The 15,720-nt window shown below is 63.7% G+C and carries 7 protein-coding genes and 1 pseudogene; 4 read left to right on the forward strand and 4 right to left on the reverse strand.

What is annotated here, in order from left to right; genetic code table 11:
- Nucleotides 1–34 precede the first annotated feature (34 nt).
- Together AB0I34_RS32485 and AB0I34_RS32490 are read left to right on the forward strand one after the other, a co-directional pair.
- The gene (locus AB0I34_RS32485; protein ID WP_360452503.1) at nt 35–3,148 is read left to right on the forward strand and encodes a helicase-related protein; all 3,114 of its coding nucleotides are present in this window, start codon (nt 35–37) and stop codon (nt 3,146–3,148) included.
- A complete protein-coding gene (locus AB0I34_RS32490; protein ID WP_360452505.1) occupies nt 3,145–5,616 on the forward strand; it encodes an AAA family ATPase in 2,472 nt (823 codons plus the stop codon). The genes AB0I34_RS32485 and AB0I34_RS32490 overlap by 4 nt, the downstream gene beginning before the upstream one ends.
- Before the next feature lie 347 nt (nt 5,617–5,963).
- Here the strand turns inward: AB0I34_RS32490 and AB0I34_RS32495 are convergent, their stop codons facing one another.
- From AB0I34_RS32495 to AB0I34_RS32510, 4 genes are all read right to left on the reverse strand, one after another.
- Entirely contained in the window at nt 5,964–11,474 is a 5,511-nt protein-coding gene (locus tag AB0I34_RS32495) for a DUF3320 domain-containing protein (RefSeq protein ID WP_360452507.1), read from the reverse strand.
- The gene (locus tag AB0I34_RS32500; protein WP_360452509.1) at nt 11,471–13,642 is read right to left on the reverse strand and encodes an ATP-binding domain-containing protein; all 2,172 of its coding nucleotides are present in this window, start codon (nt 13,640–13,642) and stop codon (nt 11,471–11,473) included. The genes AB0I34_RS32495 and AB0I34_RS32500 overlap by 4 nt, the downstream gene beginning before the upstream one ends.
- A 244-nt stretch (nt 13,643–13,886) precedes the next feature.
- Nucleotides 13,887–14,423 carry a CYTH domain-containing protein gene (locus tag AB0I34_RS32505; protein WP_360452511.1) on the reverse strand — a complete coding sequence of 179 codons (537 nt, stop codon included), beginning with the start codon at nt 14,421–14,423 and terminating at the stop codon, nt 13,887–13,889.
- A gap of 40 nt (nt 14,424–14,463) precedes the next feature.
- On the reverse strand, nt 14,464–14,811 hold the full coding sequence (locus AB0I34_RS32510) for a nucleotide pyrophosphohydrolase (protein WP_360452513.1): 348 nt from the start codon (nt 14,809–14,811) through the stop codon (nt 14,464–14,466).
- A gap of 145 nt (nt 14,812–14,956) precedes the next feature.
- Between AB0I34_RS32510 and AB0I34_RS32515 the strand changes: the two genes are divergently transcribed.
- Complete coding sequence (locus AB0I34_RS32515) at nt 14,957–15,175, forward strand: hypothetical protein (RefSeq protein WP_360452515.1); 219 nt, start codon at nt 14,957–14,959, stop codon at nt 15,173–15,175.
- Between the two features lie 225 nt (nt 15,176–15,400).
- Nucleotides 15,401–15,538, forward strand: a pseudogene (locus tag AB0I34_RS32520) (hypothetical protein); the annotation flags it as partial.
- Between the last annotated feature and the right edge of the window lie 182 nt (nt 15,539–15,720).

A 15,720-nucleotide genomic window follows, 5' to 3' on the forward strand; every position in this document is an offset into this window, starting at 1 on the left:
ATCGAGACCCGACTTGGAGAGAGAGCTGGCGCCCTTGAAGGACTTTCAGCTGGCGACAGTAGATCGAGTCCACAGCAGGTTCTGGCATCAGGAAGATCCAGTACGCCGATTTCTGGTGGCTGACGAGGTTGGACTCGGCAAGACGATGATCGCGCGTGGGGTCGTGGCGAAGACGATCGATCATCTCTGGGAGACGGTTGAGCGCATCGACGTCGTCTATATCTGCTCGAACACGCAGATCGCTCGGCAGAACTTGGCGAGACTGCGAGAGGGATCTGCCGACGCGATCCCGCATGCGGACCGGCTGACGATGCTGCCGCGCGTGATCGGTGAAATGCAGCGGCAGAAAGTCAACTTCATCTCGTTCACACCCGGCACGTCGTTCCATGTCTCGGGGAGCGGAGGCTGGTCCGCCGAGCGGGTGCTGATCTATTGGATGCTCGCTGACGCGTGGGGGACTGCGAGCCTGAGGCCGGCCCGCTGGCGCCGGTTCTTCGAAGGTAGCGCGAGCCGGGAGAGCTTCGAGCGGCAACTGAAGGCGTTCGATCCTTCGGAGATCCCGCAGGACATGTCGATCGCCCTTGGGGCAGCGATCGACAAGGCTCGCGGGCCACACGGAGGCCAACTCAAGGCTGAGCTCGAGGAGTGTGTTGACGAGTTCAACTACCTGCGCAGAGACAGGCGGCCGCCGGCCGACCTCTCGTCCCGACGCTACGCGCTCATCGGAAAGCTACGCCACCTGGTGGCCGCCGCATCCGTACACGCGCTCGAGCCTGATCTCGTCATCCTCGACGAGTTTCAGCGGTTCAAGAATCTGATGGACGAGCAAGCGCCTGGCGCAGATCTCGCCCACGCGCTGTTCAACTATGACGACGCTCGATTGCTGCTGCTGTCGGCAACGCCGTACAAGATGTACACCCTGCCGGACGAGCCGGAGGGCGACGACCACTATGAGGACTTCGAGCGAACGGTGACGTTCCTCGCGGGACCTGATCGCGCCGCGGCGGTCAGTCGCGACCTCGCCACCATGCGAACAGCCCTGTATACCGGTGACCTCGACCGAGCAGCTATCGCCCGGGACGCCGCACAGTCAGAGCTGCGGCGTGTGATGACGCGAACCGAGCGGCTTGCTTCCACACCTGATCGAGACGGCATGATCGGCGAGCGATCGCTGCCAGGAGTAGCACTCGAGCCGGCAGATGTCAGGGCGTTCAGGACCGTGACCGCCGTCAACACCGCACTCGGGAGTCAGGACATGCTGGAGTACTGGCGGAGTGCGCCGTACCTGCTCGAGCTGATGGACAAATACAAGGTCAAAGTCCTGCTCGAGCGTGCTGTCGAATCTGGCAACGCCGCCGTGCGCGACTCCCTCATGGCTTCGACTTCGCTCCTGTCATGGGCTGATATCCAGACGTACAAGCAACTCGATCCAGCCAACGCGAAGATGCGTGGTCTCGTTTCTGACGTGCTTGACCGTGGGGCATGGAGGCTTGCCTGGCTGCCACCATCGATGCCCTACTACAGGCTGGCGGGAGCCTACGCTGATCCGGACCTGGCCAAGTTCACCAAACGACTTGTCTTCTCGGCATGGAACGTTGTGCCAAAGGCGATCAGCGTCGTGCTCAGCTACGAGGCCGAACGGCGGCTGACGCAGTCTGCTGTGTCACCAGGACGCGACTATGACAGTCCTCGGACCACAGGTCTCCTGACATTCCAGTTAACCTCTGGACGGTTGACCGGTATGCCCGTCCTCGGGATCCTCTACCCGTGCGTGACCCTCGCAACTGCTGGAGATCCGCTCAACCTAGCTCGGACCTCCGGCGCTCCACTTCCCCTCGATCGCGCTTTGCTGTTGGCCGCTGTCCAGTCGCGCGTCGAGGAGCTGCTCTCGACGCTGCCCGCTGGTCAAGCGGACGGCCCCGTCGACGAGTCCTGGTACTGGGCTGCCCCCATCCTCTTCGATCGGGCTGCCTACCCTGAGGTCAGCCCTCGCGACCTGAGCTGGGGATTCGACGGCGATCCGGATGACACCAGCCAATCCCGTTTCTCTGACCACGTGGAGCGCGCGGCCACGCTCGATCCGAACGGGCTTGGTCGCCGGCCGCATGACTTGGCAGAAGTTCTAACGCTCATGGCGGTGGCGAGCCCAGGTGCTGCGGCACTGCGAGCAATCGGCCGCATGAGCGGGGACCACGACGCCGTTGCGAGTCTGAAGGTGAGGACCGCTGCCTCCTGCGTCGCTTGGGCGCTACGACGGATGTTCAATCGTCCGGAGATCATGGCGATGGTACGCAATACTGCTCGTTCCGACGACGCGTACTGGCTTGATGTCCTGCGGCACTGCGTTGATGGCTGCCTGTCCGCCGTACTGGATGAGTTCGCTCACGTCCTCCTCGAGTCCGAAGGCCTGCTCGGCAAGGAGCTCGAGGAGGTCGCGATGGGACTGGCCGAGGCAATGGACTCGGCGTTGTCCCTCCGGGCTACCACCAACACGGTCCACATATTCGACACCGACAACGAGACGATCCGGATCGACCAGCATCGCCTGCGCACTCATCTAGCGGTGCGCTTCGGGCGAGGAACTGCAGAGGATGAACAGGCAGTTCAGCGTGAGAGTCAGGTACGGGCGGCGTACAACTCGCCCTTCTGGCCCTTTGTGCTCGCATCGACGTCGGTCGGGCAAGAGGGGCTCGACTTCCATCTGTACAGTCATGCGATCGTCCACTGGAATCTGCCGAGCAATCCGGTCGACCTTGAACAGCGCGAGGGTCGCGTCCATCGCTACAAGAGTCATGCTGTCCGAAGGAACATTGCCACGGCCTACGGGGACCGTCCGGAGGTTGCCGAAGCCGTCGATCCATGGGCTTTGCTTTTCGAGCTCGCGGCGAAGGACAGGCCACAGGGAGCTACAGAGATCCATCCCTATTGGGTCTTTCCACTAGCCGGTGGAGCACAGATCGAGCGTTACACGCCGGTCATGCCACTCAGCAAAGAGACATACGCGCTGCGACGTCTGCTGCGGACAGTAGCGGCCTACCGGCTCGTTATCGGCCAGCCACGCCAAGAGGATCTCCTCCGCTATCTCGGAGACAACGTTGCTGGGCTGTCCAATCTTCAGATCGATCTCTCACCAGGCGGCCCGGCATGACACAAACCCAGACCCCAACCGACCGCGAAGCGGCGGACGACCTCGGTCAATGGCTGCGTGCGCGACTCATCGCGGACGAGACGCTGACCGATGAGCAGCGCTCGCTCATCCTCAGTGCGTTCGCGGGCTCCGCGGAACTGGACATCGCGCTGAGCGCCGTCGCCACCGCGACGATCACTACCGATGCTCATCAGGAGGCCGTGCAGCTACCGAGTCAAGGCATCTTCCTCAAAGGCATCGCGGTCGAAGGTTTCAGGGGCATCGGCCCCAGGTTGCACGTCGCACTACACCCGTCCCCAGGGCTGACCGTCATCTGCGGACGCAACGGCTCCGGCAAGTCGAGCATCGCAGAAGCATTGGAGGTTGCGCTGACCGGCACAACCCACCGTTGGTCTGGGAAGATAGGCGTGCAATGGAGGGACGCATGGCGCAACATTCACCATGGCGGTCAGCCGAGCATTCGTGTGCAGCTCACAGAAGAGGACACCGGCGAGACCACGATCGGACTTGATTGGTCTGGTACTGGCACCGTCGAGCAGTTCACAGCCTGGTTCCAACGACACAGTCAGGCCAAGACCGAAGGATTGACAGAGCTCGGCTGGTCCGCTCCCCTAGCCTCGTTTAGGCCGATGTTGTCGTACGACGAGCTCGGCGACATGTTCTCAGCCGGCCCCAGCAAGCTGTATGACGCACTGGCTTTGGTCCTCGGACTAGAGCAGATCTCGGACGCCCTCAAGCGGCTCGCTCAACGCCTGCAGGAGCTGTCGGAGCCGGCGAAGGCGCTCCAGATAGAACGTCTCACGCTGCAAGAAAGAATGGAGTCGATCCACGATGACAGGTCGACGCAGGCAGCCGATCTTCTGAAGGGAGCTGCGGATCTCGACGGTCTCGCAGCCATCGCCGCTGGTGACGTGGCCTGGTCGGGATCCAGGGCCCAGTACCTGGAGCAGATTGCCTCAACCCAGCTTGTAGCCGATGAGCCTGTTACCGCGGCAGCAGAGTCTCTGACCGCGGCGGTAGCACGCCTGGCCCAGATCGCTAGTGGCATCGGGCATGGCGTCGTACTCCGCGAGGAGCTCCTGAAGCAAGCCCTTGCACTGCACGACCATGAAGGGGACCAGATCTGCCCCCTCTGTGGGCAGGGCCAACTCGACGAGGCTTGGGTCGTCCGTGCCCGAGCAACTCTGGCGGACTCCGACACACAGTTGGCGGAGCTCAGGAGTGCACGACGCGCCCATCAAGCGAGCCGCACTGAGGCGCTACGCCTGATACAACCCATGCCCGAAGTTCTAGCTCGGATCCCCGAGAGCGATCTACCGGGTCTTGTGGCCGCTCGTAACGCCTGGACCGAATGGCTGACCACACCGGAGGATGATCTGGCGCTTGCCGTCCATCTGACCACCAATCACCAACAGCTGCAGGCGACACTCGACGAGCTGCGCCGCCAAGCTGTGGTCGAACTCCAATCGCTCGACGAGGCCTGGGCGCCGATCGCGGCACAACTCACCTCATGGGTTCAGCGTGCACGTCTGGTCGAGCGGGACCGGCCTAGGGTCGACCTGCTGACCAAAGCTCAACGGTGGTTGAAAGAAAACGACACCAGACTCAAGAACGAGCGCCTGCGGCCCATCAGCGACAAGGCAAGGCACATCTGGGCTGCTCTCCGCCAAGAGAGCAACGTCGACATCAGCGGTCTGCGCCTGGAGGGCAGCACCACCAGGCGGCGCGTCGCAATCGACGCCACGGTCGATGGGTCGGAATCCGGCGCGATCTCGGTGATGAGCCAGGGCGAGTTGCACGCCATGGCGCTTGCCTTGTTTCTTCCACGGGCGACTATGCCGGCGAGTCCCTTCCGCTTCGTGATCCTCGACGATCCGGTGCAGGCCATGGATCCGGCGAAGATCGACGGCCTCGTGACGGTGCTGTCAGAGATCGCGCAAGAACGTCAGGTCGTTGTGCTCTCCCACGACGATCGCCTGCCCGAGGCGGTGCGCAGGTCGTCGGTGCCTGCTCGCATCTTGGAGGTATCGAGAAGCTCCAACTCGGCCATCGCAATCAACAACGTCAGGGATCCAGCCACGAGGTATCTGAGCGATGCCTATGCGTTGATCAAGGACGACCGGTTGCCGGACACGACCTTGCGCCGTGCCCTGCCGGGGATCCTCAGGCTGGCGGCGGAGTCTGCGGCCAGGGACAGATACTTCAGTACCGAGTTCAGTGCCGGCACCGCTGCGATAACCGTCGAGAAGACCTGGGCGTCCGCTCTCACGACCCGCCGACGCGTCGCACTAGCTGTGCTGGGCAGCGCTGACGGCAACCTAGGCCAGTGGCTCTCTCAGCACGCTCGCCGGCGTCGTGCTCTTGATATCTGCGGAGCGGCCGCTCACAACGGACTCAGCTCTGATCCACGTGATGCGTATGAGGACGTGAAGAAGCTCGTCGGTGACATGCGGGCTAGCGACACATGACACGGCCAACCGCGGAGACCCTGTTGGACCAGGCGTCCGCAGTCCTTTCAGAGGAGGGAGGCGGCCACAAGCCATCGTTGATCCGCAGTGCATCCTGGTTAGCCAGGTCTGCGCTTGAGGACCTGGTAGCCGACGTTCTTCGATTGCAGAACCTCGAGCCGGGCACCGCGAGCATGCGCAGCCGCCTGACATGCCTCGAATTGGCGGATCCGGAGCTGGCCGAGGTGGCCCAGTTCGCGTGGTCTGCGCTGAGCAGGGCTTGCCACCACCATGCGTTCGAGTTGGCGCCCACGCCAAGCGAGGTGCGGCACTTGGTGGCTGTCGTCTCCGACCTTGCTCAGAGGAACTCAGGAGGCCGCCATGCGGAGCGAGCCTGATGGTGCGTGTTCGATGGTCCGGTGCTCAAGGCATCGGGCGATTGATGCCTGGACGGCGGCGACGATGTCGGTACCGCTGCGGCGCCAACCGAACATGCAGCGGACGGCGTTGATCACCTCGGCCTCGTCGACGCTGATGGCGTCCGCGACCGTGCCGACCACCGCCAGGTCCAGCTCGTCAGCCGGCACATGCTGAACAGGCCGGATGTCCTCCGCGCTGCGAGGCACTCGAACGGACACGGCGGACAGCTGCTCGAGCCGGTAGAAGCCGTGCGCGTCCAGCGAGATGCGATTCCCGTCCACATGGGATCGGCGAGCGACGAAGTCGATGTTGTCGCGGATCGCCGAACCGATCCGGCCGACGTTGAAGGCTGCTCTGATTCTCTTGTTGACCAGATCGCGGTGGATCGGCGCTTCATGCCTCAGTAGGCCGATGAGGTAGGTCCGCAACGGTTCACGCGACTCCACACTCGAGAGCTCGTAGTACGTGTACGGCGCGGCCTCGGAGTAGGCGTCATAGGTCACGGTCCACTCGGGAGCCTGATCGAGGTCGATCTCCTCCATCTCGACCGGTTGGGCGCCGAGGGAGACCATCTCCTGTCGCTGAACGCCCGCGAGAGCCTCGGTGATCGCCCTCCGCAATCGGGCAATCTGCCCCTCGCGGTCCCGGTACCAGCTGAGACCCCAGATCCTGTGTAGCTGCCAGCCGAGGCCTTCCAACACCGCGGCTCGCAACCGATCTCTGTCACGTGCCGCCTTCGCGGAGTGGTACGCCGCACCGTCGCACTCAACGCCCAGGAGGTACTCCCCAGGCCGGTCGGGATGACGGACTCCGAGATCGATGCGGTAGCCAGCTGTCCCCACCTGGGGAACGACGTCATACCCCCACGACTGAATTACCTTCTGCACGTCCGCCTCGAACGCGCTCTCGACATCCAACTCATCCGGGGCCAGCTCCAGGGCAAGCGCCGGCAGTCCACGCTGCGCGAAGTCGAGGTAGCCGCGCAGATGGCGAACCCCCTCGCTGGAGGTTTCGTGCATCTCGCCCGCCCGGAATGAACTGACCACCTCGACCCGCATCCGGGCACGGGTGATGGCGACGTTCAGTCTGCGCCAGCCGCCGTTCGTGTTGAGCGGCCCGAAGGACATCGTGAACTTGCCGTTCTCATCCGGGCCATAGCCGATGCTGAAGATGATGATGTCGCGCTCGTCACCTTGGACGTTCTCGAGGTTCTTGACGAAGAATCCGGTCAGCCGATCGTGGCTCTCGAGGAGGCCTTGGAGCAGCGGTTCGTCCGCGGAGCGCCGATCGATCGCCGCCGTGATCGTCTCCTCCTGCGCGCTGCTGAACGTCACGACGCCGATCGACAGCTCGGGGTGCAGCCGTCGGTGATGCAGGATTCTGTCGACCACAGCCTCGGCTTCGACCGGGTTGTCCCTCGACGATCCACGTCGATACACACCATTCACGACAAACGATTCGACGCCGAGGTCGGGCGCCTCGAAACGAGCACCAGGGAAGGTCTGCAGAGCACCTTGCCGAAGGTCAGACCCATCCGTCGAATAGAAGCGGTAGTTCGAATAGGCGATGAGGTTCTCGTGCTGGCTGCGGTAGTGCCAGCTCAGCGGCAATGACGCGAAACTCGTCTTGCAGAGCTTGAGAACGGACTCGAAGTCGTCGAGTCCTTCGTCGTCCTCGGACTCATCGATTGCCTGGGTGAAGAAGGCGGTCGGCGGAAGTTGCTTCTCGTCGCCGGCAACGATCAGCTGCCGAGCACGGTAGATGCAGTTCACCGCGTCCGACGGTAGGACCTGTGATGCCTCGTCGAAGATGACGACATCGAAGCTGAACGATCCTGGCAGGAACTGGGAGACGGACAGCGGACTCATCATGAAGCACGGCTTCAGCTCCTGAACGAGGTCCTCGGCCTTCGACAGCAGCTCGCGAATCGGCAGGTGTCGGGTCTTCTTCTGCGCCTCTCGCTGAATCACACTTGCGGCCGCACCACCGATGGTCTTCGGACGCCTGCGATTGCACGCCTCGGCCACCGCCACATGGGTCGACCGGACCAGCTGCTGATCTAGATCCTTGAAGCGTCTCACCAGAGCATCCCGATCGGTGGACCGGAACTCGGTGAGTCGCTCATCCGACGACATGACCGATTCGACCCATGCCTGCAGTACGGCGTACTCAATGCTCGTCACGATCGTTGAGGCCGATGCTCGCCGCACATGGAGCGCACCGACGATCTCACCGAGCCCTGCGTCCTCGAGCGCTCGGACCTCGGTGGTGTAGGCAGTCCATTCACCGATGTCGGTCAGCGCGGACCGGGTCATCTCGGACAGCAGGTCTGCTGCGGCGGCGGGATCCTCCTCGAACTCTCGCTGCAGCTCCTTGCCATAGCCGTTACTGAACAATGAGATCAAAATGGGGCTGGCTTCCGTCCAGCGCTCGATCGGCTCCGCGAGTTCAACGGCTTCGATCGTCGGGCTGCTCATCCGCTCCGCTGAGACCTGACTGACGGCACCGCCCACGAGGTCGCGGACTCGATCGGCCCAGTCCAGCGCGCTTGCCAACTCGACCCAGTCCGTTTCGGCACCGTCGTACAGCGCACCGACGTCGACGCGGTCCTGCTCGAACGTATCGAGCAGGGTGGCATCACGATCGGCGACAATGCTCGCCTGCTCGAGCGCCGTAACCACCTGCCTCAGCGAGAGGTCGCGACCAGCGTGTCGTGTCACTTCCGCAGCCGCGGCGTAGCTCGCGGCGGTGCTGCTCGCGGCTGCCACAGCCGCTTCAGCGATGACGTGTAGCGGTAGCTGCCCGAGCTGAGCTGCGGCGACGTCTCCTCGACAGCTGCGCACCTGCTGGATCCAGTCAGTCCCGGCACGCGTCAGTCGTTCTGCTACGACCAGGAGCTGGGGATCAGGCGTTCCATCCGCAGTGAGCTGTCGCGCCATCGCGTCGTTGTTGAGATCGCCCGCTGCCAACTGAACCGCTCGATGCGCGGTCGCAATCGCGTCGGCCAAACGGTTGAAGTCCGTCTCCGTACGCCGATAGTAGCTACCCAGCCGAGATGCGTACGTCTCTTCACTCTGCGCGAGGCGCAGCTCCGCCTGCTGCCAATCGACGGCCTCATCCAGGCGCGCCAGAACGCCCTTGTCGACCTTGCCAGTGACGACAACACGGCGCAGGAGCTTGCGATCCGCACGGGCCGCCTTGCTGAACTTCCGCAGCCCGGTGTGCACGCCGGAGAAACGCACGTTGAGTCCCGCCAGATCGAGCTCCAGCGCGCTGGGACGAAACACCTTCTCGATTGCCGCGCGCCGCTGATTCACAAGCTCGACCAATTCGGCGAGGACGCGACTGGACTCATCCAGAGCGGCCTGCACGGCCGGGTTCAACCACTCTCGCTCCGGACGTGCAGGCCTACCGCCGAGCGCCGCGAGCTCTGCCAGCTCCATCGCCCGGTGGAAAGCGACGTCATCAGCTCGTACGCCGAGCAGGGCACCGAGCTGACGAGCATCGTTGGCAATGGTCTCGAGGATCTCCGGAGTTGCCGACTGCAGCCGCCGTAGCTCCCGAAGCTGTTCCACCGTGGTCGACCCGTCGGGCCACCACGCGTCGAGTGGCGCCAGCTGGCCATCCAGCAGGCTGCTCGCACTCACCAGCGAATCCGGATCCACGTCCTGCCAGGCAGCGCCGACGATCGCTGTCAACGCATCCTTGGCCAACTTGTACTCATCCGAGACTCGCTGTCGTTCGCCGATTCGATCTCGAAGCGATGCCAGATCCGGCAGGTGGAGCCAGGACGAGGGAGCCGACGGATTCGCCCCGAGAAGCTCGAGTAGCTCGACGCGCTCGGTCGCCGCGGCGACTGTCGGCGGCATCGACAAGGCAAGGCTCTCGTCGACGGCGCGCATCCGATCCGACAGTGCACGAGCCGCCGTACTCGCGTCGTCCGCCGCTCGGCGCATCGACTCGGTCTGCGCCGGGGTCGGCGCATCGACCACCAGCTCCCGCCACAGGAAGTTGTCCCGCTCCGCGACCGGCCGCCAGGCCCGTGCGAGGCGGCCGGCGCGCTCGAGGAGGTGATCGAGCTGCACCGCGGTCAGGCCTGCCCAGTCCTCTGACCTTGTCAGTGACCCGACCTGGTCTTCTCTGACCTCCATCAAGCGACCCAGAGCTTCATAGACGCTTTGGTGGAGCACGTCGCGCTCCTCGCTCATCGCGGACGCGAAATCCGTGAGTCGCTGCCGGACAGACCTCAACGACTGCCGATCAGCCTCGGGCATCTGGCCCTTGACCTTCGCCCGCTGTGTCAGAGCCCGACCGAGCTGACTGACGACCTCTTTCCGAGTAGCGGCGTGGCTGTGCAGCTCCAGGAGAAAGTCGCCAAGACCGACATTCGTCAATCGGTTGCGGACGACATCAAGGGCTGCAGCCTTCTCGCTGACGAACAACACAGTCTTCCCGGTCGCGATCAGTTCGCAGATGATGTTGGCGATCGTCTGGCTCTTCCCAGTGCCGGGAGGGCCATCCACGACAAAGCTCCGGCCGTCTCGGGCGGCGATGATGCATCGCCGCTGCGTGCTGTCAGCATCGAGGATGCTCATCAGCTTCTCGGGTTCGACGACACGATCCAGCTCGTCGTCCTCGATGACCTCGAATGAGTAGTCTCCTGCGCTCGGTGCCGAGTCGCCAAGCGCGACCATCTGCACCATCGGATGGGCGAGCAGGACCTCTTGGTGGTCCATCAGATCGCGATAGATGGCCTCCTTGTGGAAGCTGAACGTGGTCAGGACGACCCGATGGTGCACGGACCATCCGTCTTTGGCCGCGATCTTCGTGCGCACGTCTTCCATCACCTCGAAGACATCGAACCAGTCTGGATCGAGCTCGCTCAGATGAATGCCGAAATCCTTCTCCAGCTTCAGCCGCAGCGCCGGGTTGACGACGATCTCGTCTTCGGTCCGCTCGACTGTATACGGCGCCTGGCTGCCGCTCCGCTGAAGCCTGACCGGACAGAGCAGAAGGGGACTATCAACCGCTGAGCCGGTGTCAGGATCAATCCACTGCAGCATGCCGATACCGGCGTACAGCGTCCAGAATCCGCGGTCCGCGTAGACCTGGTTCGACACCTGATCCAGTCGGCGGCACGCCGCCCGCAGCTTGCTTGGCGTCTTGTCTTTGACCACCAGACCGCCAGACGCCAACGGTAGCGAGATGTGGTCGCCCACCTCGTCGTCAGACGATTCGCTCTCCGCCGCGTACAGGCGCGTTCCAGCGTCGAGTCGCTCGAGTGCGTCGTCGAGCTCAGAGTCGATGATCTCGAGCGATGCAGTGCGGGTGTGGCTGAAGTAGACGAGTCTCTGGCGACGGTCGAGGTTGAGAAGGTCCTCCCGCCACCGGGTGATCTGCTTGAGCAGCTGCTGTCGTTGACTGTCGCTCAGGCCCGTTTCGGCTTCTGTGGTCGTCATCGAGCTGGCTCCTCATCCATCTCCGCCGCATTCTCGCCGCGCACAACCAAACGTCGTACGAGTGCTTCCACGAGTGCTTGATCCTGCTCGGTCAGCAGACTGAACAACTCAGTGAGACTGGGCGTCTCGATAGCCCCAACCGGCCGATCGGCGGCGAACTCCGCGAATCCCGCCGGGAGCGGCTCGCTGTGCACGATGTCGAGCTGCTGCGTGCAGCGGGTCATCGCGACGTACAGCTGGCGGGCCGCTTGGACGCTCTCCGCGGCAACGAGGGCCGGCTCGGCGAGAATCACGATATCGAACTCGAGGCCCTTGGACAGGCTCACCGGCACCAGCGTTGCTTCCAAGGCGAAATCGCCATCGCGTCCGTCACCGAGCTTGTCACCGCGGTCGGCCGCAGCGTCCAAGAACTGGTCGTACAGCGAGTCGGCGACTATGACGGCCGACGTCAGGCCCTCTGCTCGATAGCGTCCCGCTAGGTCCAGGACGTCGTCGAACAGCCCATCATCCGAGCTCTGCCACATCTGTGGCTCACCTCGCCCGGCCCTGATCGACTGCGGCGGGGTCAGCTCTGTCGAGACCAACCGAAGCTGGCGAGCGGCGAGCTCCAAGGCGGGTGCCGGCACCCGATAGCCGACGGAGAGCGTGTTGATCGAAGCGCGGGAGTCCGCCAGGTGACTCGTCAGCTCCTCCCAGCTGTCCCGAACCCACACGCCGGTCGCCTGAGCGAGGTCGCCGAGGACAGTGAACGAGCCCGATGGGCAGCGACGCGCCAACGCACGCGCCTCCATCGGTGAGAGGTCCTGAGCCTCGTCAAGGACGATGTGCCCATACGTCATGACGTCGCCGTTCAGGAGGTAAGACGCTTCGTCGAGGCAGAAGAGGTCGGCTCGAGTCCAGGCCTCGCCATCCAGCGTGGATCGGAACAGCCGCGCCCGTTCATCACTCGTCAAGATGCCGTCGGTGGCCGCCGTCAGCCAGCTCTGCGTCGAGTACAGGCTTCGAAGGAACTCCTCAGGAGTGAACGTCGGCCACATCCGATCAAGGGCGTTGTTAAACGCCGACAACCTGCGGATCGTCGCCTCGGTTGCGCGGACGGGACGGTTCTGCACGTGCTGATCCTCGGCATGCCGTCTGGACGCAAGCGCTGACATCGCCTGACGAAGGACGTCCCTAGCCTCGGTGTGTGGCAGGGTCCGGGCCCGAACGTCATCCACCACTCGGCGAATGTCGTCGCCCGGAATCCGGATTCGGTCGGCGCCGAGTGGAAGCAGAAGTTCGTCCTCATCCCAACCGATGCGTTGCTGCAAGGCTCGTTGGAGCACCACGCTCATCTCGGAGCTGCCCTTGACCCGCGCAGCTTCAGCGGACTCTATAGCGGTAGCCCGCGCCTCGCCGCCGTACAGAGACTCGAGGTCCATCTGATCGATATCCGAAACATCGAGCGACGGCAGAACACCGCTGAAGTAGGTCAGCAATGCTGAGCTCGGTGCGACCACGAGCATGCCTTGCTGACGGATATCAGGGCGGTTGAACGCCAGCCAGGCGGCACGATGCAGTCCGACCACGGTCTTGCCGGTGCCGGGACCACCCTGCACGACCACAACGCCATCGCTCTCGTGACGGATGACACGATACTGCTCGGCCTGGATTGTCGCGACGACCTCACGCATCGCTCCATCGCGGGACCGATCAAGCTCCTGCAGCAGTGCATCGCTGATGGTCGCATCGCCCTCGCTGGTCGCTATTGACTCGGCCGAGGCGCGGATGACCTCGTCGACGATGCGTTGGAGGCGACGGTCCTCCTCGATGAAGACCCGCTTCAGAGTCAGGTCACCAGGATCCTGAGGGGTCGCATCGTAGAAGGCTGCGGCCGCCGGCGCATGCCATCCGACGACGACCAGATCGCGCTCCTCGTCGTACACTCGCCGGCGCCCGATATAGAGCTTCTCCCCCTCGCGGTCCATCCGCCCGAACACCAGCTGTCCCGAGCCACGCGAGTTTCGAAGGATCGCGAGCGCCCGATTCAGCGCGTGCGCCGTCGACCGGTGCAGTGCATCGAAATTCACGATGTTCTGCTCTGCTTCGGCGAGCCCTCGATCGAGCAGATCATAGGCATGCTCGACGTACTTCTGTTCCTGCTCGAACTCCGGATGCTGAATTGTCACGAGCCCCCCTCGGTCATCGACGTGATCAGCGTGAAACCGAGGCTAGGAGCCAGCACCGACAATCTGACGCAGAGCGTCGACCCCAGGCACAACAAGCCGCAACTCCCCCACCCTCCCCAACGCCTCCCGCACGCCCGCGCAGGAGTACCGCCACCCTCCCCAGGCGACGGCCACAACTATCAAGATCGTTCGCCGGCCGCCATCCGTTACATCGTGAACCGAACCGGCCGAGCTACCGCTGATCTCACTCAGGGAGTCTGAGCTCGGAGATCTCCGCGAGATCGATCCCATACCGGGTATAGACCTTCATCGTGTTCTCGCCGGTGAGCTCGTCCGCAGAGATGCCCAACGCCGCGCCGACCCGGACGACATGCTCCCGAGACTGCCCTTCGATCTCGAGGTACGGCGGGATCCGCGGCCACCAGTCGATCTCCAACTGGGCACCCTCGAACTCGAAGCTCATCCGCCGATTCTCCTGGTACGACTTCGCCTCGAACCCGATCCGCCCCAACAACTCGTTGGCCGCCTCGAAGTCACCAACCTCGACCTCGGTCTCCATCGTCCCGTCGATCCCGTCGTGGGCGATCTCCTTCACGGTCAACGTCACCGCCGTACCGCTGTCCCGCAACCGAATCCACCGCGACTCGTCCCCCGCCGCGATGTCATAGACATACCGCCGCATCAGCCGATCCCCCACCCGCCGCCCGCCCAGCCGAAGAATCCTCTCCGCGAGCGCATCCGGCTCAACATCCAGCACCTTGGCCTCGAATTCGATGGGCATGCGGCCTATCTCTCTCTACCGGTGGAGTGGCTTAGTAAGGTCATGCCTTCTCGGGCGCCTGCCCACGGACGTCGTCGGGTGGAAACCTCGTCGCCGATCCGCTCAACTTCCGCAGGGCGGCGTCCCCCAGGTCGATCTCGAGTACGTCGGCCAATCGCACCAAGTACAGGAGTACGTCGGCCATCTCCTCACCAACACGGCCCCGAAGCGGCTCGACCCGCACGCGCGCAGCCGCCGAATCCGCCGGCAACCACTGAAACAGCTCAGCAAGCTCACCCACCTCACCGACCAGTGCAAGAATCAGCGACTTCGGATCATGGAACTGAGCCCAGTCCCGCTCCTCGGTGAAGGCCCGCATACGATCTCGCAACTCAATCAGATCAGACACGCCGCGAGCATGCCACGGATCTCCCGCCGCCCGCGCAGTGGATCGAATCGTCAGCGCGGTCAGACGAGCTTCCGCCGAACGTCACAGCTCACAGGACATGCCCCCACCCGCACGACCTAGATTCGTGCTGCCTGGGGATCCACCTGTGACGCTGTTCCGCCAACCCGGGGCGGGCTTCGTCAAGCTGACGCTTGAGGACGCCTTCGCCTTGAGAATTGCTGAGCAAATGCTCTACCACACCGGACGACGTGCCGCGCCGGCCGAACTCAGGTCGTGGGAGCGGAGCCCGCCGATCCTCGCTCAGGATCCTGCAGACGCTGGCCTGAACAAGGTCGAGGTCCTGATCGAGCACATCCACCGCTGACCTCTGTCGCCGATGTCGTTTGGCAGGTCGCAATCCCCGGACCGGCAGCCCGTCGTACGTCGTCATCGAACTCAAGCGATGGAGTCGCGCCGCAGCCTGGGAGGACGACCGCGAACTCGTCCTGATCGACGGCTACCCGAACGCACCGAGGCTGCATCCTGTCGCACAGATCCGAGCGTTGCGAGTATCTCGCAGACTTCGCGAAGTTCCTCGACGGGCAAACGGATGCCTTGGCCGGTGCCGCCTATCTGCACAACGCCACCTCTGAGAAAGACGTCAGCGATCTCTACGACTACCCACAGGACGCTCTGGGCCAGCCATCCCAACGGCGGCGGCCAGGTCGGCTGCGTCTACACGACCCAAGGCTTCGAATACGACTGCTGTGACGTCATCCTCGGCCCAGACCTGGTCTGGCGCAACGGCCGCTTCTCCACAGTCAACCGCGTTCATCCTGCGGGACCCCCAAGCCTCCCGCTCCGAGCCAGCCGTCCAGATGTTGCTCCGCTCTCAGACCAGCTAGAAGCTCGGCTCGGGGCGACCGCGCC

Origin of the sequence: Kribbella sp. NPDC050281, from assembly GCF_040655855.1 — a bacterium.
In the GTDB taxonomy this organism is placed as follows: domain Bacteria; phylum Actinomycetota; class Actinomycetes; order Propionibacteriales; family Kribbellaceae; genus Kribbella.

What these genes read in the sequence shown, in the direction of transcription:
- AB0I34_RS32490 (WP_360452505.1), top strand. Translation starts at nt 3,145, where the DNA reads ATGACACAAACCCAGACCCCAACCGACCGCGAAGCGGCGGACGACCTC.
- AB0I34_RS32495 (WP_360452507.1), bottom strand. Translation starts at nt 11,474, where the DNA reads ATGACGACCACAGAAGCCGAAACGGGCCTGAGCGACAGTCAACGACAG.
- AB0I34_RS32505 (WP_360452511.1), bottom strand. Translation starts at nt 14,423, where the DNA reads ATGCCCATCGAATTCGAGGCCAAGGTGCTGGATGTTGAGCCGGATGCG.